The 18730-nt window shown below is 66.0% G+C and carries 19 protein-coding genes and 2 pseudogenes; 6 read left to right on the top strand and 15 right to left on the bottom strand.

Going from position 1 to position 18730, the window contains the following annotated elements:
* Nucleotides 1–7 precede the first annotated feature (7 nt).
* Together AB9O74_RS03145 and AB9O74_RS03140 are read right to left on the bottom strand one after the other, a co-directional pair.
* Nucleotides 8–592 carry a M23 family metallopeptidase gene (locus AB9O74_RS03145; RefSeq protein ID WP_369348387.1) on the bottom strand — a complete coding sequence of 195 codons (585 nt, stop codon included), beginning with the start codon at nucleotides 590–592 and terminating at the stop codon, nucleotides 8–10.
* Nucleotides 589–1209 carry a DNA-3-methyladenine glycosylase gene (locus AB9O74_RS03140; RefSeq protein ID WP_369348386.1) on the bottom strand — a complete coding sequence of 207 codons (621 nt, stop codon included), beginning with the start codon at nucleotides 1207–1209 and terminating at the stop codon, nucleotides 589–591. The genes AB9O74_RS03145 and AB9O74_RS03140 overlap by 4 nt, the downstream gene beginning before the upstream one ends.
* A gap of 182 nt (nucleotides 1210–1391) precedes the next feature.
* Here AB9O74_RS03140 and xth point away from each other — a divergent pair.
* Nucleotides 1392–2168: pseudogene (gene xth, locus AB9O74_RS03135) on the top strand (exodeoxyribonuclease III); the annotation flags it as partial.
* A gap of 104 nt (nucleotides 2169–2272) precedes the next feature.
* The gene (locus AB9O74_RS03130; protein WP_369348385.1) at nucleotides 2273–3070 is read left to right on the top strand and encodes a helix-turn-helix transcriptional regulator; all 798 of its coding nucleotides are present in this window, start codon (nucleotides 2273–2275) and stop codon (nucleotides 3068–3070) included.
* 81 nt (nucleotides 3071–3151) lie between these two features.
* Here AB9O74_RS03130 and AB9O74_RS03125 read toward each other — a convergent pair whose 3' ends face one another.
* Together AB9O74_RS03125 and AB9O74_RS03120 are read right to left on the bottom strand one after the other, a co-directional pair.
* A complete protein-coding gene (locus AB9O74_RS03125) occupies nucleotides 3152–3529 on the bottom strand; it encodes a hypothetical protein (protein ID WP_369348384.1) in 378 nt (125 codons plus the stop codon).
* Nucleotides 3530–3646: 117 nt separating this feature from the next.
* A complete protein-coding gene (locus AB9O74_RS03120) occupies nucleotides 3647–5314 on the bottom strand; it encodes a hypothetical protein (RefSeq protein WP_369348383.1) in 1668 nt (555 codons plus the stop codon).
* 353 nt (nucleotides 5315–5667) lie between these two features.
* On the opposite strand from AB9O74_RS03120, the pseudogene AB9O74_RS03115 reads away from it, so the two are divergent.
* A pseudogene (locus tag AB9O74_RS03115) lies at nucleotides 5668–5835 on the top strand (helix-turn-helix domain-containing protein); the annotation flags it as partial.
* On the opposite strand, the gene AB9O74_RS03110 reads toward AB9O74_RS03115, so the two are convergent.
* The 7 genes from AB9O74_RS03110 to AB9O74_RS03080 all read right to left on the bottom strand — a co-directional run bounded on the left by AB9O74_RS03110 (nucleotide 5792) and on the right by AB9O74_RS03080 (nucleotide 12446).
* Nucleotides 5792–6472: a hypothetical protein gene (locus AB9O74_RS03110; RefSeq protein WP_369348382.1), complete on the bottom strand. Its 681-nt coding sequence runs from the start codon at nucleotides 6470–6472 to the stop codon at nucleotides 5792–5794. The pseudogene AB9O74_RS03115 and the gene AB9O74_RS03110 overlap by 44 nt on opposite strands.
* Nucleotides 6469–7692, bottom strand: a complete 1224-nt coding sequence (locus AB9O74_RS03105; protein ID WP_369348381.1) for an MFS transporter — start codon at nucleotides 7690–7692, stop codon at nucleotides 6469–6471. Before AB9O74_RS03105 ends, AB9O74_RS03110 begins: the two co-directional genes overlap by 4 nt.
* 204 nt (nucleotides 7693–7896) lie before the next feature.
* The gene (locus AB9O74_RS03100; RefSeq protein WP_369348380.1) at nucleotides 7897–8649 is read right to left on the bottom strand and encodes a sulfite exporter TauE/SafE family protein; all 753 of its coding nucleotides are present in this window, start codon (nucleotides 8647–8649) and stop codon (nucleotides 7897–7899) included.
* Nucleotides 8650–8658: 9 nt separating this feature from the next.
* On the bottom strand, nucleotides 8659–9606 hold the full coding sequence (gene pip, locus AB9O74_RS03095) for a prolyl aminopeptidase (protein WP_369348379.1): 948 nt from the start codon (nucleotides 9604–9606) through the stop codon (nucleotides 8659–8661).
* Nucleotides 9607–9675: 69 nt separating this feature from the next.
* The gene (locus AB9O74_RS03090) at nucleotides 9676–9942 is read right to left on the bottom strand and encodes a hypothetical protein (RefSeq protein ID WP_176988869.1); all 267 of its coding nucleotides are present in this window, start codon (nucleotides 9940–9942) and stop codon (nucleotides 9676–9678) included.
* Nucleotides 9939–11285 carry a TFIIB-type zinc ribbon-containing protein gene (locus AB9O74_RS03085; protein ID WP_369348378.1) on the bottom strand — a complete coding sequence of 449 codons (1347 nt, stop codon included), beginning with the start codon at nucleotides 11283–11285 and terminating at the stop codon, nucleotides 9939–9941. Before AB9O74_RS03085 ends, AB9O74_RS03090 begins: the two co-directional genes overlap by 4 nt.
* Nucleotides 11286–11306: 21 nt before the next feature.
* The gene (locus AB9O74_RS03080; RefSeq protein WP_369348377.1) at nucleotides 11307–12446 is read right to left on the bottom strand and encodes an SPFH domain-containing protein; all 1140 of its coding nucleotides are present in this window, start codon (nucleotides 12444–12446) and stop codon (nucleotides 11307–11309) included.
* 162 nt (nucleotides 12447–12608) lie between these two features.
* Between AB9O74_RS03080 and AB9O74_RS03075 the strand changes: the two genes are divergently transcribed.
* Both AB9O74_RS03075 and AB9O74_RS03070 read left to right on the top strand, forming a co-directional pair.
* Entirely contained in the window at nucleotides 12609–13235 is a 627-nt protein-coding gene (locus AB9O74_RS03075; RefSeq protein ID WP_176988872.1) for a sigma-70 family RNA polymerase sigma factor, read from the top strand.
* Nucleotides 13232–13906: a ChrR family anti-sigma-E factor gene (locus AB9O74_RS03070; RefSeq protein WP_369348376.1), complete on the top strand. Its 675-nt coding sequence runs from the start codon at nucleotides 13232–13234 to the stop codon at nucleotides 13904–13906. Before AB9O74_RS03075 ends, AB9O74_RS03070 begins: the two co-directional genes overlap by 4 nt.
* Here the strand turns inward: AB9O74_RS03070 and AB9O74_RS03065 are convergent.
* The 4 genes from AB9O74_RS03065 to AB9O74_RS03050 form a co-directional block, all read right to left on the bottom strand.
* On the bottom strand, nucleotides 13896–15620 hold the full coding sequence (locus tag AB9O74_RS03065; RefSeq protein ID WP_369348375.1) for an EAL domain-containing protein: 1725 nt from the start codon (nucleotides 15618–15620) through the stop codon (nucleotides 13896–13898). The two genes, AB9O74_RS03070 and AB9O74_RS03065, sit on opposite strands and share 11 nt — an antisense overlap.
* A 125-nt stretch (nucleotides 15621–15745) precedes the next feature.
* The gene (locus AB9O74_RS03060; RefSeq protein WP_369348374.1) at nucleotides 15746–17332 is read right to left on the bottom strand and encodes an SDR family NAD(P)-dependent oxidoreductase; all 1587 of its coding nucleotides are present in this window, start codon (nucleotides 17330–17332) and stop codon (nucleotides 15746–15748) included.
* 189 nt (nucleotides 17333–17521) lie between these two features.
* Entirely contained in the window at nucleotides 17522–17716 is a 195-nt protein-coding gene (locus AB9O74_RS03055; RefSeq protein WP_369348373.1) for a hypothetical protein, read from the bottom strand.
* A gap of 6 nt (nucleotides 17717–17722) precedes the next feature.
* The gene (locus AB9O74_RS03050; protein ID WP_354273099.1) at nucleotides 17723–17974 is read right to left on the bottom strand and encodes a hypothetical protein; all 252 of its coding nucleotides are present in this window, start codon (nucleotides 17972–17974) and stop codon (nucleotides 17723–17725) included.
* A 119-nt stretch (nucleotides 17975–18093) separates the two neighbouring features.
* On the opposite strand from AB9O74_RS03050, the gene AB9O74_RS03045 reads away from it, so the two are divergent.
* Entirely contained in the window at nucleotides 18094–18702 is a 609-nt protein-coding gene (locus AB9O74_RS03045; RefSeq protein ID WP_369348554.1) for a sugar dehydrogenase complex small subunit, read from the top strand.
* Nucleotides 18703–18730 lie beyond the last annotated feature (28 nt).

Here is an 18730-nt window from a genome sequence, read left to right as displayed (position 1 = left end):
CGCACGCTCAGGGCGCGTCGGGCCACGCCTTCAGCAGGGGCAGCGGATCGTAAGCGCCGTCGGCGCCGTAGATGCCCCAGTGCAGATGCGGTGGCGTGCCCTTCGCGTTGCCGGTATCGCCGACGTAGCCCAGCACGGCGCCCTGTTCGATGACATCGCCGCGCGCCAGGCCTTCGCGCCAGTCGTCCAGATGCGCGTAGTAGTAGCGCTCACGCGCCGGGCCCATCACCCACACCTGGCGGCCACCCAGGCCACTCTCACGAATATCCGCGACGATGCCGGGTGTCGCGCTGCGCACCTCGGTGCCACGTTTGGCGAAGATGTCCACGCCGGCATGCGTACGATCGCGTCCCCGGGGTGCGCCGAAGGTATCGGCCACCTGGCGTGCCGAAACGCCGGCCACAGGAACGGGCAGAGCGGTCGGGGCTGGCATCTGCGACAGGCGCCAGAGCGCCCGTGGCGATTCCGCGATGGGGCTGTTCCACAGCACGCCGGCTACCACGATGCACACGACGAGGACGAGCAACCGGAGCAGCCAGCGGCGCAGCCGGCGTGCAGGCGAGGAGCGCACGGGCGGCGTCGCGGGACTCACGAGACGGGCTCCCGTGACTTTTTCGCAGCCGTGCGTCCCGACACATGCAGATGCTCCGGCACATGCCAACGCCACGGAAACTCGATCGCCTTGCTGATGCCGATCCGAGGCCCGACCACCGGCGCTTCTGGCGGCGCCATTCCATCGGACACAATGCGGATGCCACGGTCATTACGCACCAGATCCGCGCCATCCAGCGCCTTGGTGATGCCCATCGCCTGTGACAACCGCCCCGGGCCACTGGCCAGATCGCGATCACGCTGGATGGCCGGACGCGCTTCGCGGATCAGCTCCAGCCCCGCCACCGGCTCGAGCGCCCGCAGCAGCACGCCCCAGCCCTGGCCGACCTCACCGCACACGGCATTCGAGCCCCAGTGCATGCCGTAGCTGAAATACACGTAGAGGTGCCCGGCCTCACCGAACATCGTGGCGGTGCGCGCGGTCATGCCGCGGTACGAATGCGCCGCAGGATCCTGGTCACCGGCGTACGCCTCCACCTCGACGACGCGGCCGGCCCGACCGTCATCGCGCACCAGCAGCTTGTTCAGCAGCTCGGGCGCCACGTCGGTCGGGTGCCGCTGGTAGAAGCGTCGCGGCAGAACGGTCCACTTCTTCATGCCAACCCGTGCAAGGAAAATACCTTTGCCAGTCCGAAACGAGCCCTTACTGTGACGCGCCGCCGGTCAATGCGCGATCAACGCCTTGCGATCATCACACCATGCTCGCCCGGCATTCGCGGCAGGTTGATCGATACAGGGCAATCCTCGGCATCGGATCCCGCCGCCACGAAGCACGCGCCATGCCCGCCAGAAAACGCCTGAAGATCGCGACCTTCAACGTCAACGGCGTGCTGACCCGGCTGCCGCATCTGCTCGCGTGGCTGGAGCGCGAACAACCGGACATCGTCGCCCTGCAGGAACTCAAGGCCACCCAGGAGGTATTCCCGGAGACCGCCATCCGCGATGCAGGCTACGGGTGCATCTGGCAGGGACAGCGCGCATGGAACGGTGTCGCGCTGCTGGCACGCGGCCAGGACCCGATCGAAAGCCGGCGCGGTTTGCCCGGCGATCCGAAAGACGACCAGAGCCGTTATCTGGAAGCCGCCGCGCATGGCGTGATCGTGGGCGGCCTGTACCTGCCCAATGGCAACCCGCAGCCCGGCCCGAAGTTCGATTACAAGCTGAAGTGGATGCAGCGCCTGCACAAGCACACCAAGAGCCTGGTCGCGCTGCCGCATCCCGTCGCACTGATCGGCGATTTCAACGTCGTGCCCACCGATGCGGACATCTACGATCCCAAGTCGTGGCGCAAGGACGCGCTGCTGCAGCCCGAGGTGCGCGAGGCATACCAGGCGCTGCTCGGGCAGGGCTGGACCGACAGCCTGCGCGCGGTCCACGGTGACGCGCAAATCTTCACTTTCTGGGACTATTTCCGCGAGCACTTCGCCCGAGACCGCGGACTGCGGATCGACCATCTGCTGCTCAATCCCGTGCTGGCGCCCAAGCTGAAAGACGCGGGCGTGGACAGGTGGGTGCGCGCCCTGGAAAAGCCCAGCGACCACGCGCCCACCTGGATAGAGGTGCTGGCGCCCACCAAACCCCGATAGCTGGCCGGCGCCGATACCGAAAATGCGCCTGAGGCGGTACAGTCGCCTGGCAGGTTGTTTTGAAGGGTATTGCCATGCCATATCGAAGAAGGGACATCGCCCCGGGCGTCGGCGAGGGCAAGCGACTGCCGGCCGGCCCGGAGACCCCGGTGTTCTGCCGGGCGCGCGAGTATCCGGCGGGCACGATCATCGCGCTGCATCACCACCCGGACCGCCATCAACTGGTCTACGCCGAATCCGGCGTGCTGGTGGTGCAGGCCGGGGCAGGGCGCTGGGTGGTACCCAGCACGCGCGCGATCTGGATTCCGGCCGGCATGGGGCACAAGGTCAGCTGCATCGGCGCGGTCGGCATGCGCAGCCTGTACATCCTGCCGCAGGCGATCGCCCAACCGCCGGCCAGCGCATCGACGGTCTCGGTGACGCCGCTGCTGGCCGCATTGATCCACGCCGCCATGGATGTACCGACGCCGTACCCGACGGCGTCACGCGATGGGCGGCTGATGCAGTTGATCCTGGATGAGCTGCAGATGCTGCCGGTGCTGCCGCTGCACCTGCCGCAGCCGACCGATCCGCGCCTGCGGGTGATCGGCCGGCAGCTGGAGTCCACCCCGGAAGATCCGTCCACGCTGCAGGACTGGGCCACCCGGTTGGGCGTGGACGTCAAAACCATCCAGCGCCTGTGCGCGCGCGAACTGGGCATGACCTTCGGGCAATGGCGCCAACAGGCGCGCCTGCTGCGTGCGCTGGAGCAGCTGGCGCACGGTGACAAGGTGATCGACGTGGCGCTCTCGCTGGGCTATGCCAGTCCGAGCGCGTTTACTGCGATGTTCAAGAAGCGCTTCGGGCAGCTGCCGAGTCAGTTCTTCCATTGACGCATCAACCCATCCTGATAGGCCCGAAGCTCCAGGGCGAACGTGGATGACCGGGTACTGGTGATCGATGGTGAAGTAGTTCTAGAAGTCGTGGTCCGCGTAGCGATCCATTCCATCCAGTCGCTCTTGGGCCTCTGCGTGCCCGCCCTCGGCAGCAACATGAAACCAGTGCCGGGCCAGCATACGACTGATCGGCGCGTGATGGAGGCCCGCTTCATACATGGTCCCGAGCGCAAACGCCGCGTCAACGTCGCCCTGATCGCCAGCGGCTTCCAGCCCCTGAATGCACTGAGCTGCCTCCAGGCGAGTACGGGATTCAGCGCAGCCGTACTCACTCCCTGCGCATCCAGCGATAGACGTGCCAGCAGGAAGCAATGAAGTCGCACCATAGGCCTGCGTCTGCTTTCCTGGGCCTGGCAGCAGAAGGATCAGCAGGGCCAGTGATCGGGCAGCGTGCATGTTTGAGCTCCAGGTCGGCACTTTCGGCGTATTGCGTCGTGGCCCAGCTAGTAGGCCAGATTTGCGAGGACGCGTTTGCAACAGGATGGCGCACGGGCCGCAGACGCCTCGGCGGCACTATTTATGGTTGGGTGTCCGCTTTCCTGGAGCAGTTCCCTCGTCGGCATCCGTGTCCATGTCCTCGTCACGGAGCGTCTCCTCCAATGCGCGCTGCAAGGCACCGCCGATGACCATCAGCCCCCAATTGCGTGTCTCCAGCAGGTCGCACGCGACATGGCGGCCACTGGAGTCAGCCTGGCATACCTCTTGAAGCATGCTGTGCGCATCGACCGTGCTGCTGTTCTCCTGCACGCTGGCCAGGTTCTCGCAGCCCTCGCGAATGCCTGCACGGCAAACCTTGAGATACTGTTCGGCTGCCTGCTGCCACTGACCGTTCAACCCCAGCCGCGTACCAAGCACGTTGCAGCCCTGCAACTTGCCGCTTGCGCAGCACGTCTCGGCACCTCCATCGACCAGGGCCTTCGGGCAATCCTGCACCAGGGGTACCTCGTTGAAATCAACCGGTGGCATGCAACGAGCCTGGCCGCCCTGATCAGGCTGGCGCTTGAATCGCTGGAAACGGGTCCACTCGTCCATGCCCAGCAGATCGCCGTTGGGCAACTGTTTCAGAACGAAATCTCCGCCCCGCTCATGCCGGATGCGGATAGCGCCATCCTCAACCCGGGCACGCAGCTGGCCAAAGCCCGCCTTGACCAGGCCCCGGTCGCCGAATGACAGGGTATCCATGAGTGCACGTTGCGAGACATACTCGCCGCACGGGATGGTCTCCGCTGCCTGCGGAACCAGTTCCGCCCCCAGTTGCTGAAGTGCAGGCGCCATGGTGCAGGCACTGCTGCTACCCCCTGTGCACGCCAGCGCCAGTGCGGACGTGGCGTCTACCAGCTTGTTCGCATCCCAGTGCTGCTGGGCCACTTCAGTGCAGAAATCACCATCCTTGGTCTGTTCGCAGAATGCGAGAAGATTGGCCAAGTGTTTAGGCGACAAGGGCGGCTGTGAGGTGCGGGACAGCACCCCCACCATCCCCGCCGCTGCAGATGCACCGAGAAGAGCATCGTTGACCTTCTGCACGAGCTCCGGAGAAGCCTCCATGACTTTCAAGCATGCGGCCTCGTCCGCGTGCTCAGACTCTTCGCGGCAACTTGCCGGGATATCGATTTCCGCCATGGCCTTCTCCATATAGGCACGTGCGGCGGCAATCTGCATTTCCGAAAGTCCCCCATCCTCGTCGGATTGTTCCAGTTGCCTGTACTTCTCCACCAACCGGGAACACAGCGCAGGCACGCCTTCATTGCAGCCCGCTTCAAGCTCCGTGATGTCCTTCTCGTGGAGATCAGCAAGACAGCCGGCGGGATCGGCCAGGCAGCTTCCCTCGGGATGCGGGATGACCGCCTGACATTGCGCAGGCTTGCTCAAACGGTAGTGCCTGTCATCCACACTCAGCTCACGACCGTTCCTGCTGATCATCACGGTACTGATCAGACCGTACCTGAGATTGACCAGGCTCAGCTGGCCGTCGATCGACTGGAGTGCAAACGACTTGTCAGAGTCGTACTCGGAAAGTTGCCGTCCACGATCGGGAGCGTCCAGCTGCAGCTTGGCACTCCCGGTTTCACTGACGAAGAGTCCACATTTCACGGTCTGTGCAAAGCTGGTGGGAGCGAGCGCCAGCAGTGCAAGAGCAGCCAGGGCGTGGAGCCCTCGGCGTCGGAGGTGGTGATACCGCATGTCGTCTCCTTGACGATGGACAGCACGGAGGACGACGAGCTGATCAAATACGTCTTGGCTTTGGTCTCGCCCCCGGCTTTCAGAGGTCGCGAGGATAGGGGAGACAAGCCGTTCCGCCAGCAGCGAGGCCCCGCTGCGATGAACTGGGAAGTGCACTCCGCAGTTCCGGACGTGGTGAAAGCGTCACTCTGTGACAGAACTGCCATGCTCTCGAGCGTGCAGGTGCAATTTTTTGTGGGGTTTATGTCAAGAGTGGCGAGGCAAGGCAGCTGTGTACACCGACGCCCAAAGGTTGTCGGCATTGCCTGCTTGTGCGCGGCAACCGTGCGCCCAGGCCTTACCAAGCAAGCCCGGTGCTGCCGCTGCACCTGCCTCAGGCGACCGACCCGCGCCTGCGTGCGCTGGCGCACGGTGACAAGGTGATCGACGTGGCGCTCTCGCTGGGCTATGCCAGTCCGAGCGCGTTTACCGCGATGTTCAAGAAACGCTTCGGGCAGCTGCCGAGTCAGTTTTTTCACTGAAGGCGGCCGCAGGAATCCTCTCCAGGAACAGCTGGAGACCTTGCTGGAAGGCGGCGGGCTCCATCGCCTCGGACCGCTTTGGAATCCAGTAGGCCTTGCCGCGGCGATGCAGCGCTGCGCAGGCGATGCGATGGAAGTGCTCGGTTTCGGCCGCGCGCACGATCTCGGTCCAGGCCAACGTCACCGGGGGCTGAGGGTCGCGGCCCAGGCGGAAGCCGTGGTCATCGAAGCGGAGCACGTAGTTGCCTTCCTGCGACGCCAGACGTGTGCGCAAGGTGATCTCGGCCAAGCGCAGGCTGAGCGCACCCAGACGGCCGGCGTGCCTGCCTGCCCGCATCTCGATGCGCCGGTGCAGTGGCGCGAGGAGGCGATCGGCAAGACGCCACAGCGGCAGCGTGAGCAGTGCAAGCACGACCGCGGTGACCATCGTGGTGGATGTCGCATCGCGTTGCAGCAGCAGATACGCGCTGGCCACAGGAAACGGCAGCAACAGCAGAAGCTTGAGTGCACCTGGCTGCCCGCGCGCCACCGCATCCAGCAACGCCGCATCCTTTCGGGCCTCATGCGCCAAGGCCTCGGCCACGCGCAGCCGGGTCATCGCCGGGGTGAGGGTGTAGTGCAGTTCGATGGGGGTCACGGCATTCTGGTCTTCGGCAGGAACGCGGTCGCCAGCCCAAGCAGCGGCAGGTAAGAGGTGAAGTGGTAGACCCAGACCAGGCCGTGCACATCCGCCAGGTTGCCCAGCCCCGCGGCACCGATACCGCCGATGCCGAACATCAGGCCGAACATCAGCCCCGAAACCATGCCCACGCGCCCCGGCACGGCTTCCTGCGCATACACCACGAGCGCCGCGAACGCCGAGGACATCACCAGCCCGATCACCACCGCCAGCACGGCCGTGCCCATCAGGTTGGCATAGGGCAGGGCGATCGCGAACGGGGCCACGCCCAGGAAGGAAATCCAGATCACCGCTTTGCGCCCGATCCGGTCCCCGACCGGACCCCCGATGAAGGTGCCGAGCGCGACCGAGGCCAGGAAGATGAAGAGGTAAATCTGGCTCTGCTGCACGCTCAGGCCGAAACGTTCCATCAGGTAAAAGGTGAAGTAGTTGGTGAACGAGGCGATGTAGACGAACTTGGCGAACATCAGCACCGCGATGACCGCGATCGCTTGGATCACCTTGCCCCGGCTCAACCCGATGCCGTGGCTTTTGGCCAGGCCCTTCATCTTGGCCTGGCCGTGCTGGATGGTCCAACCCGTGAGGCGGAACAGCACGGTGATGGCCAGCGCGGCGGCGAGCATGAACCACGCGATCGCACGCTGCCCGTGCGGGATGACGATGGCCGCCGCCAGCAGCGGGCCGATCGCCGAGCCGGTATTGCCACCGACCTGGAAGGTGGACTGCGCCGTACCGAAGCGACCGCCCGAGGCCATCCGCGCCACGCGCGAGGCCTCCGGATGGAAGGTGGCCGAACCGATGCCGATCACGGCCGCGGCGACGAGCAGCATTTCGTAACGGGTCGCCGTCGCCATCAGGGCGATGCCGACGAAGGTCGCGATCATGCCGGACGGCAGCAGATAGGGCAGCGGCCGCTTGTCGGTGTACATGCCCACCCAGGGCTGCAGCAGCGAGGCGGTGAGCTGGTAGACAAACGCGATGATGCCGATCTGCCCGAAGGTCAGCGAGAACTGGGCCTTGAACATCGGATAGACCGCCGGCAACACCGCCTGGATCATGTCGTTGAGCAGGTGCGCGAAGGCGGCGGCGCCGACGATGCGGATGGCGAAGCCCTGGTTGGGCGCGGGGGCTATCCGCTCGGTGGGGACGAGGGGTGGGGCAGTGGTTTCAGTTGTCATGGGGGCACGATCGGGAACGGGGGTTACCCACGGAGTTGGGCCGGGCAGTTGGCACCGTGGCGCGAAAACAGGACGCCAAGCGTAGGACGGGCGTAGTGTCCCGTCTCTCGCGATATGGGCGGATGTCGTCGCGTTTAGGACATGCCCACGTCGTCAGCAACGGCCTGCCGCTTTAGCCTTATCGCTTCAACCCCAACCTCAGCCTCAGCGCCAGCCCAGCAGTGCCGGCAGCGACGACGCCAGCAACGCAATCCCCGAGACCGTCAGCAGGCTCAGCACGATCTGTCGGAACCGCACGTCGCTGATGCCGATGTACAGGCGTGTACCCAGAAGTGTAGGAATCAGCATGGCCGGCGCGACGATGGCGAACATCGGCAGCATCTCGCGGGTGACGATGCCGGTGCCCACGTAGGTGCCCATGGTCACCAGCAGCATCGACAGGTTGAAGTTCTGCACGATGGAGCGCTGCACATCACGCTCGTAGCCGCGCAGCGTGCACCACAGCGTCGGCAAGGTACCGGTGAAACCGCCCAGTCCCCCCATGATGCCGCCGGCAAACCCGACCACGCCATCCGCTGCGCGCCCGCCCGCGGTGACACGTGGCAGCTGGCGGGACAGCAGCATGGCCGGGCACCACAGCACCAGCAGGGTGCCCAGGATGGCCTTGAGCCAGTTCATGTCGAGCATCGGCAGCAGGTAGACGCCCAGCGGAATCCCGGCCAGTCCGCCCAGAACGAAGGGCAGCAGGGTCCTCAGATTGAAGCCGCGGCGCACGGTGAACGCCGCCAGCAGCTGGCCGGTCAGTGCACCGAACACCGAGAGGGTAGCCGCAAGCTTGGGGTCGAGCACCCAGGCCCAGAAGGAGAGCGCCACCAGCCCGAACGCGAAGCCCGAGAGCCCCTGCACAAAGCCCGCCACGATGGCGCCCAGCGCCACCACCAGGTAGATCGAATCCACTACGACTCCTTACTGGCGCTCTGCGAACGCATCCGTCGCGCGCACCAGGGCATCGGCGGTCGCCGGTTCCATCGCGCTGTGGCCGGACAGCACCATCTGCAGCGAGGCCTCCGGCCAGGCACAGGCCAGGTCCCACGCGCTGCGTGCCGGGCAGATGATGTCATAGCGGCCCTGCACGATCACGCCCGGCAGATGCCGGATACGGTCGACATCACGCAGCAGCTGCCCATGATCGAGGAAGGCGTGGTTGCGGAAGTAGTGTGCCTCGATGCGCGCCTTGGCCAGCGTGTGCAGCGGGTCATCCCCGGACACCGCATCGACGTCGTGCGCCAGGGTCGCGGCATGATCTTCCCAGCCGAGCCAGGCCTGCGCCGCGGCGATGCGCGTCGCCTGGTCGGGGCTGTCCAGCCGGCGCCAGTACGCCTCGATCATGTCGCCGCGTTCCGCTTCGGGGATATGCGCCTCGTAGCGCGCCCAGCGCTCCGGGAACACCCAGCGTGCACCGCCATCGGCCTCGGCGAACCAGCGGTTTTCCTCGGCACGGCCGAGATATACGCCCCGCACGATCACGCCCGTCGCGCGGTCCGGATGGGCCTGCGCATAGGCCAGCGCCAGGGTGGACCCCCACGAGCCACCAAACACCAGCCAGCGCTCGATGCCGAGCAGGGTGCGGATGATCTCGACGTCGGCCACCAGGTGCTGGGTAGTGTTGTCACGCAGCTCACCGAACGGCGTGGAGCGGCCGCTGCCGCGCTGGTCGATCAGCACGATGCGGTAGCGCACCGGATCGAAGAAGCGCCGATGGACCGGCGATACGCCTGCGCCCGGGCCGCCGTGCAGGAACACCACCGGGATGCCGTCCGGGTTGCCGCACTCCTCGACGAACAGGGTATGCAGGGCATCGACCGGCACCTGATGCGTGCGGAAGGGCGTGATCGCGGGGTAGAGCGTGCGCATGGGGGCGTCCTACGGAAAACTGACGCCACATGATACCGCCCGGGTTCGTCGAGACGCGCCCGTGACGCGTCACAAGGGTGGCGGGCTGTCCCTGTCGCGCTGCACCCGTGTCCGATAGGCACCCACGTTGTCACCCCGGATGCGTCGCTCCTGCGTCCCCGTCACGGTATCGACCTTGCGGTCCGCGCCTGTCACCGGCTTGGCTTCAATGGTCGTTTCATGCTCGAACGCATGCGACTTGTCGGTGTTGCGGTAGTACCGGTACAACGCCCAGTACAACGCCGTCGCACCGGCCGGGCCGGCGGCAAGCAACCAGAGTCCACTGTCATCGCTCATGAGGCAGCTACCAGGAAGAAGAGAACGAGGGCTTCAATGATCGTGCCGGTGGTGAGCGCTGCCAGCAGCAGCTTCCACTGCTGCACGGGCACGCTGCCCATGGTTTCACCGGTGCGGCCATTCACCGCGATGTAGTGCAGCATCCCGCCGTTGCGGCCAGGCTGGTGATACGAGTAAAGCCACACGGGCAGGTACATCGACACCCAGCGGGTACCGTGCACATCCACGCGCTCGCGCTCCCAGCGCACACCGCGATCGTAGCGGCGCACCGAGCCCTCGACCTGCGCGCGGGCGATCGACAGCAGCTGATCTTCCAGCCGCGGTCGCAGCTTCTCCACGTCGAGGTTGCGCTTTTCCGAGGTGAAGCCCGCCAGATAGGAGGCGTTCCACTTCAGCGCGTTCTTGGTATCGAACGGCAGAATCGCGTTGATGATGTTGTTGGTATTGGCCTGCGTATCCAGGTTGCCGCGTTCGGCCGAGGATTCCATGGTGAGATCGTCCACGGTGAAATCCACCTGGCGATCCACCTGGTAGACATCGGCGTCGTAGTAGGTCTGCTTGTTCTTCTCGGTGCCGCGCGTGTACTGCCGGGTCTGGATTTCGCCCTTGCCGGACACGCTGGCGCTGACGTTGCTGTCCACGATCATGTAGGGCAGGTAGACGCCGGTGACGTTCTCCGGCGTGAACTGGTCCTTGAACGCCTTGAGCGCGAACAGACGGCGCTTGTCCACGAACTGGCGGATGCGGGCGACCGCATCGTCCTTGCTGATATGGAACGGCAGCACCGCATCGGGCACCGCGCCATTGGAAATCTGCTCGTTGACCCCGAACACATGGCGGCACCAGTGGCAGCGCGCCGTCATCGTGCTCTCGGTGTTGATCGTCACTTCGGCACCGCAGCCGGTGCACTTGAAGCTCATCAGGCTGGCGGTATCGGCCTCGATGTCGCGCGCACCCGAGGCGACCACCGTGCCGCGCAGCTCGCCGATGCCTTCGCCGAACCCGAAGGCCTCCTCCACGCGGTCGCCATGCCATTCGTGACGGCAGAACTGGCAGACCAGCAGGTCGCTGCCCAGCTTGAGACGGATATCGCTGGAGCCGCATTTCGGGCAGCGGTTGAGGCCGTCCTTGAGCTCGGCCGCCGAGGTGTCCAGCGCGACCGGATCGGGCGCCTGCACCTCATCGCGGATGGGCTGGGGCAGGGTCTCCCGGTCCAGTGGAAAACTACCGGGCAGGGGTGGCACGTCCCGGGGCGAGCCCGGGCCGGTGACCGGTGCTGCCGGGGAAGGCGGCAACGGCGGCGGAACCGCCGGGATCGGCGGTGGGATCTTGGGGTCGGACATGGTGTCGGTGCGCTCGGTGTCTTACAGCCCCAGCGCCTTGGCCTTGAGCGTGTCGTAGTCGTCCTGGGTGATCAGGCCGAGGTCCAGCATCTCCTTGGCCTTCTTCAGCTTGGCGACCGGATCGTCCGCTGCCGGAGCGACCGGCTGCTGCATGCCACCGACCCCGAGCATGCCCGAGGCCATGCCCACGCCGACCAGGCCCGCCGCGCCGCCGTTCTCACCGGCCGACTGGATGCCCTGGGCCACGCTGGCCTGCAGGTTGGAATTGCCGCGCGAGCCGGCCAGGGCATCGGCGCGCTGCACGGTCTTGAGCAGTTCGCGGGTGTTGGCGTCGTACTCGATCGAGACGATGGCGGTCTTGACGATGGCCAGGCCACGATCGGACTTCCACTGGTAGCCCTGCTCGACGGCAGCGGACAGGCTCTGCGCGAAGCCCAGCGAATCCTGCTGCAGCTTGGTGATGCGGTTGCCCTTGCCGGGATCGTTCGTATACAGGCTGAAGGCCGGGGCCAGCGAGCCGACCACTTCATTGAACAGCTGGCTGGCGGCGGCGTTGTCCAGATCGGTGAAATCGAACACCTGGCCCGGCTGCAGGTAGCTGGCCGGCACGAAGTTCTTCACGAACAGGATCGGATCGATGATCTTCAGCGTGTACGAGCCGCGCGTGACCGCGCCGACCTGGGTGCCGAGGAAGCCGTCGTCCCAGTAGATTTCGGACTGCGTACCGAAGCGGTTGTCCGGCAGTTCCTTCAGCGAGACGAAGAAGGCCGCCTGCTGCGACCCCGGCTGGCCGCCGAACTTGAAGCGCTCCCAGCTCTGCTTGATCAGGGGGCTGACGAAGCCGTCGCCGGCGAAGATCGACTGTGAATTGGCATCGTCCGAGCGCCACTCGTAGCCGCCGGGTTCTGCGACGAAGCCGGTGATCGCGCCGTCCTGGAACAGCAGCAGGCCGTAACCCTCAGGCACCACGATCTTCGAGCCGTTGGTGATGATGTTCGAGGAGGCGCTGGTGTTCGACCCGCGGCCGGCATTGGTGCCGCGCGGCACGGCCGCGAACAGCGCTGCCGTGGAGGGCAGGCCCGTCGGCACGGTGTAGAAGTCCTTCCACTGGTCGGCCAGAACGCCACCGACTGCCCCTGCCACTGCCTGACGAAGACCCATGACCCACTCCCTGCGATTCGTGGCCGGACACCGTGCCCGCCATGCTCGGCTGACTATATCAGCAGCCAGGGCACCGGCAGAGGCGCCTGCATCCAATCCGCCCCGTTGCCCGTACAACCGGCCATGAACCCCAAGTCGCCGATCGCCCGGAACTGGCCTACGATGGACGCCGACCCCTCTGCTGCAAGGTTGACGCCTTTCGAGGCGGCCCGGATGAGTGCCATTCCCGCGCAACACACTGCGGAGCTGAAGACCTGGGCTGCGGATGTGGCCGCGGTGGCCGGCGCGCGTGACCGTGAGTGTTTCATGCGCATCTACGACCACTTCATGCCGCGCCTGTGCCGGTACCTCAGTGGACTGGGAGCGCCTCAGGCGGTGGCGGAGGACCTCGCCCAGGAGGTTCTGCTGAAACTGTGGAACCGCGCCGATCTCTACGACCCGTCCCGGAGCGGCCTGGGCACCTGGCTGTACCGGATCGCCCGCAACCTGCATATCGACCGCGTGCGGCGGGAACACATCTGGGTGCATGCCCACGAGGTGGTCGAGCAGGCTGCCGAGCAGGATGACGGGCGGGGCTCCCTGGCCGAGCTGCACACCGAGCACGTCCGGCTCAAGCAACGGCTGGACGAACTTTCCGCCACACAGGCACGGCTGATCCGGATGTCGTACTTCGAAGCAAAGACCCATTCCGAGATCGCCGACGAATTGAACATGCCCCTGGGAACGGTCAAATCACACATCCGGCGGGCATTTCTGCAACTGCAGTCGCTGATGGGAGAGAAGCGGTGAATCCTCGCCACCACCTGGATCCGGCCACCGTGCTCGCGTTTGCGACCGGCACGCTGGCAGCGGAGATGTCCGTGGTTGCCGCCGCGCACCTGGAGTCCTGCCCCCAGTGCCGGGAGCAGCTGCGCTCGGCGGAGCGCCTGGGTGGGGTGCTGCTTGAGCAGCAAGGGTCGCCACCAGCGGAAGAAGATCGGCAGGCGGCGCTGCGGGAGGCAATGCTGGGCAGGCTGGATGCGCCGACGCCGCCCGCGGTGGCGCCGGTTGAGGTCGAGCGCAGCCGGGTGGGCACGCACGATCCGGATCGGCTGCCTTCCGCGCTTGCACCGCATTTCGGGACGTCTTACCGCGCGCTCAAATGGCGGTGGATGGCGCCGGGTGTGCACTGCATCCGCGCCCCGGACCTGCCGTCGCTGATCATGCTGAAGATCGCGCCCGGTAAATGCCTGCCCATGCACAGCCATGGCAACAGCGAGCTGACCCAGATCCTCCGCGGTGCCTATGACGATTCACTGGGGCACTTCGCACCGGGCGATGTGGCCGATCTGGACAGTGAGGTCGAACATCAGCCGGTGACCACCCCCGGGGTGGCGTGCATCTGCGTTTCAGCGCTGGATGCGCCGCTGGTCTTCAGTGGCTGGTTCGCCCGCAAGCTGCAGCAGGTGTTCAAGCTCTGACGCCCGCGCCCTGTTCGAACACCTGCCTCACCGCGGCCGGGGACATGGGCCGCGCAAGCAGATAGCCTTGGACTTCATCGATCCCCATGTCGGCCAGAACGTCCATCTGCGTTTCCTGCTCGACCCCTTCGGCCACCGTCAGATAGCCCAGCTCATGGGCCAGATGATGGATGGCGGACACCTTGGCGCGTGCGCGCCGATTGTCGGCGATGCCATCGATCAGCGACTTGTCCAGCTTTACGGTGTGGATCGGGAGGTCTGACAGGTAGCTGAAGTTGCTGTAGCCACTGCCAAAGTCGTCAATCGCCACCTTGATGCCGGCCTCCGCCATCGCCGCGATGTGGTCGATCGCCGGTGACCCCGGACGCAGCCATTCGCCCTCGGTGATCTCCAGTTCGATCATCGAGAACGGCAGCGCCCTGTGCTCGAGCTTGCTGCGGATGTCATGCCATGCCGATGCGTTGGACAGATAACTGCTGGACAGATTGATCGAGACCGGAATGTCCTGTCCCTGGGCGCGCCACGCTTGGACTTGATCCAGCGCCGTGTCCAGCACCCAGGTGGTCACCTCGTCCATCAGTGCGGTCCGCTCGAAGACCGGAATGAACTCGCCCGGGTTGATCGGCCCCAGGGTGGGATGGCTCCAGCGGATCAAGGCTTCTGCCGAGACCGGGCGCCGACCGTCGAGGGTGAAACGGGGCTGGTAGTCGAGATGGAAGTCACCGTTCTGCAGCCCGCGCTCGGCATCCGAGGCCAGCCGGTAGGCGCGGTGCATCCGTTCGTCGCGTTGTTCGGAGTACCAGCAAAGCGCCTGGCGAGCGTCGAACGCGCCCTGCATGCTGACCAGCAGTCGTCGCAGCACGTCGTGACTGTCCTGCTCATCCGCATCGACGGCACAGATGCCGGCATGGAAGCGGGGGGACATCGGTACCGCGGCAGCCATCAACGGGCGCAGCATTCGCGTCCTCAGCTCCAGGACCAGGCTCTCGACATGGCCTGCCGTCGGCATGTCGACCACGAACGCGAAGCGGGTCACCCCGACGTGGTACACCTTTGCGACGTCCTCCAGCGCGGTGCGCAGACGGACGCCGGCACGCCGGATCAGTGCTTCCAACGGGCGCAGCCCCAGCACTTGGCCCACCTGGTTGGCGCGCGGAATATCCAGCACGTCCACCGCGACGGCGTAAGCCCTTCCATCCGCACAGCGCGAGAGAATGCCCGGCAGATCCGCATGAAACTGGTGCCGGCTGGGCAGGCCACTGACCGGATCGAGGTTGCCGGAGAGGTTGCGCAGCTCCAGTTGTGCGATCACCAGCTCCGCCAAGGTGGCCAACTGTTCCTGATCGCGCAGGTCAAAGGTGCGCGGACGAGTGTCCATGACGCACAGCGCACCGATGGCGACGCCATTCTTGGCTACCAGCGGCGCGCCCGCATAGAAACGCAGGTGGGGACTGTGGGTCACCAGCGGGTTGTCCCGGAAACGAGCGTCCTGCTCGAGATCCGGGACGACCAGGACACCGTCGGCGGTGACGGCGTGGGTGCAGATCGACGAACGGATATCGGTCTGCGCCATGGGCAGACCGATTCGGGAAAGGAAGCGCTGCTTCACATCCCCCAGGACCGAGACGAACGCCACCGGCGCGTTGAAGGTGTAGCCAACAAGCGCGGTGAGCCGGTCCAGCGCAGGCAGCGACGCCACGCTGTCGACCTGCATGGCGCTCAGCACCGCGCGTCTTTCATCCAGAGGGGAGGGTGGGGGACTCATGTCGTATCGGATGGGGGCGGGGGCCAGCGGCCTTCTGTCCATTCCATACGCGCCAAACGCCGTTCCGGATGCAGTTACCAGTCCGTGGGCGCGTAATCCTTCAGGAACTGCCCCCAGACGTGCTCGCCGGTGTTGATGCCGTGGATGATCGGATCGACGATGCGCGCGGCGCCATCGACGATATCCAGCGGCGGGTGGAAGCGCTCTTCCTTGACCTTCTTGGCCGCGATATCCGCCGGATCCTCGTCGGTCACCCAGCCGGTGTCGACGCTGTTCATGTGGATGCCGTCGTTCTGGTAATCGGCCGCCGAGGTGCGCGTCATCATGTTCAGCGCGGCCTTGGCCATGTTGGTATGCGGGTGGCGGGTGGTCTTGAAGTTGCGGTAGAACTGCCCCTCCATCGCCGAGACGTTGACGATGTGCTTGTCGCGTCCCGGCGTGCGCAGCATCAGCGGCTTCAGGCGCGCATTGATGATGAACGGCGCGATGGCGTTGACCAGCTGGGTTTCCAGCAGTTCCACCGACGGCACTTCGGCCATCAGCATGCGCCAGGAGTTTCGGCCGCGCAGATCGACCTGCTGCAGATCCTGATCCAGGCGCCCGTCCGGGAACAGGTGCTGCTGGGCCACCAGCTCATCGTCCAGCAGCGGCACCTGGGACAGCTCGGCCGCACGGGTCAGGCCATTGGCGGCGTTGAAGTCGCGACCCTGAACCACCGGCAGCGCGGCCGACCCGGTAGTACCGAGCAGCTCGGCGCTGCGCAACCCCTCGTAATCGCCGATCAGCCTGCGCAGCGTATCGGGCACCTCCTGCAGCGGAGCGGTTTCACCGGCCATCATGTGCGCGTAGAACTGCGGCGGCCGACGCACGGTCTGGCAGGCGTTGTTGATGATGAAATCCAGGTGCGACCGCGTGGCCAGCAGCTCGTTGCAGAAGGCTTCCACGCTCGGCGTGTGGCGCAGGTCCAGGCCGTAGACCTGCAGGCGGTGACCCCATTCGGCGAAATCCGGCTCTTCGGCGTACCGCGCGGCCGAGTCACGCGGAAAGCGCGTGGTCACGATCAGTTCCGCACCGGCACGCAACAGCTTCAGGCCGGCCTGGTAGCCGATCTTGACCCGCCCACCGGTCAGCAGCGCGACGCGACCGGTCAGGTCGGCGGTCTCGGTGCGCTTGAAGAAGTTCAGCTCGGCGCAGGCCGGGCACATCTGGTCGTAGAAGTGATGCAGCTGGGTGAACTTCTGCTTGCAGACATAGCAGTGGCGCAGCTCGGGCGAATGCACCGGCTCCGGCGTGGCCGCGGCGTTCTCGCCGTTGGAGGCGTCGTGCAGGCCCGCGGCGTGCGGCGGGAAATAGTTCGGGGTGCTGAACACCGGCTTGCGGCGCAGGGCGCGGATGCCGGTCTGCTCCAGCAGTGCCTCCGCCTTGGCCACCTTCTCCTGATGACGCACCTTGGCCTGCTGCTTCAGCTTCGCCCGGCGGGCTTTGGGCTCGGGGTGGTAGACCTTGGCGACGACCTGGTGAAGGCGGACGCGGTCGGCTTCCGGCAGCGTATCGAGCACGCTGCGGTCGGCTTCGATGGCCTCCAGCAGGTCCAGCGCGGTGCGCAGGCGGTCGGTCAGGGGCAGGTCGTCATCGGCAAGGGGCAGGGCGGTGGTATTCAATTCGGATCCGGAAAAGCGGCAGGAAGGCAGGCATGGACGGCCGCGCAATGGCCGCCTGGGCGGGCATTCGCCGGCAGGCCGGGGCAGACGGTGGGCGGGTATTGTCCCTGATCCTGGGATTTGATGCCGGATCGGATGTTCAGCGGCCGAAAACGCAGGCGCGCCCTGACCGGCCCATGGCCGGCGCACTCAACCGGCCGACAGCGAGGCCTGCAGCGCGGTGGCAAGGGCCGCGTCACCGTTCACCAGGTCCGTCCATTTCAGGGTCAGACCGTTCCGCTTGCCCTTGGGCACCAGCTTCAGGCCCTCCGGGTCGATCGTGAGCGTGTAGCTCTCTTCGCCAATAAGGACTTCCCGGCGCAACGGTTTATCGAGCGGCGTCATGACGGGTCAGGGCTTCGGCGGCGACGCGTGTTTCGGCTCCGCGGAGGTCTCGGTGCCATGGCCGGAGTCCTGCTCTTCGGAAGCCGCCGTGCCACTGCCGCCCCCGGGCACGTTGCGGGCGGACGCGTCGTCCGCAGGCGCGGTGGCCGCTGCAGGTTGCTCGATCGCGTCGGCATGCTTGCCTTGCTCGGTACGCTCGCCCTGGCTGCAGGCCGACAGCGCGAGCGCCGCGACGGCACTCAACAACACGATTCGCATAGCGATTCTCCGGCGGTGATGAGGAACCCGGTTTGTAGCGCCGACGCCGTTGGCGATGCGTGATCACCCCGATGATCACTCTGTGATGACAAGCGCATGGAGTACCCTTGCCGCCGTCGATGCTTAGCCGTTCCGTGGTCTACGGGCGGGGAGCCGGCGTGTTACGGAGCAGAGTTCACATCATGAGTATTCCCGAGGGATTGGACGAGAATCGGCGGGGGCACGGCCTCACACGAAGAGGCTTCCTGCTTGCGGTCGGTTCGGCTTCCCTGCTCGCGGCCTGCGGTGACAAAGCGCCCCCAGTGGCCACCGCTGCTGCGACGCCCCCTGCGGCCAAGGCCGATACCGCCTTCCTCGACCTCTCCCATGCCCTGACCGGCAAGACCGATCTGGACCCGGCCACGGCCGACCGGATCGAAAAGGCGTTCGCCCAACTTCAGCCTGAGCTGCATGCGCAGTTCCCCGCGCTGGTTACGCTGGCCGGGCAGGTGAGTGGTGCCACTGCGCTGGTCGCCGCCGCGGGCGAGGCCAGGCCCGCAGCGCTGGCGATCATTACCGCGTGGTACACCGGCACCGTGGGCAAGGGCGTGCATGCCGTGACCGTGTCCTATCGCGATGCGCTCATGCAGCGCTGCGTGGACGACGGCCTCTCCCCCCCGACCTACGTCCAGGGCGGACCCGCCTGGTGGACCGCCGCGCCGCCGGCCCCGATTCGAGCCCACGCATAAGCCTGCGCGGTCCTCTTACACTTTTCAC

The organism is Stenotrophomonas sp. JAG2, from assembly GCF_041080745.1.
GTDB classification, from domain to species: domain Bacteria; phylum Pseudomonadota; class Gammaproteobacteria; order Xanthomonadales; family Xanthomonadaceae; genus Stenotrophomonas; species Stenotrophomonas maltophilia_AA.
Note: the sequence above shows the minus strand (reverse complement) of the source record. Positions and strands in the feature narration are given on the sequence as shown.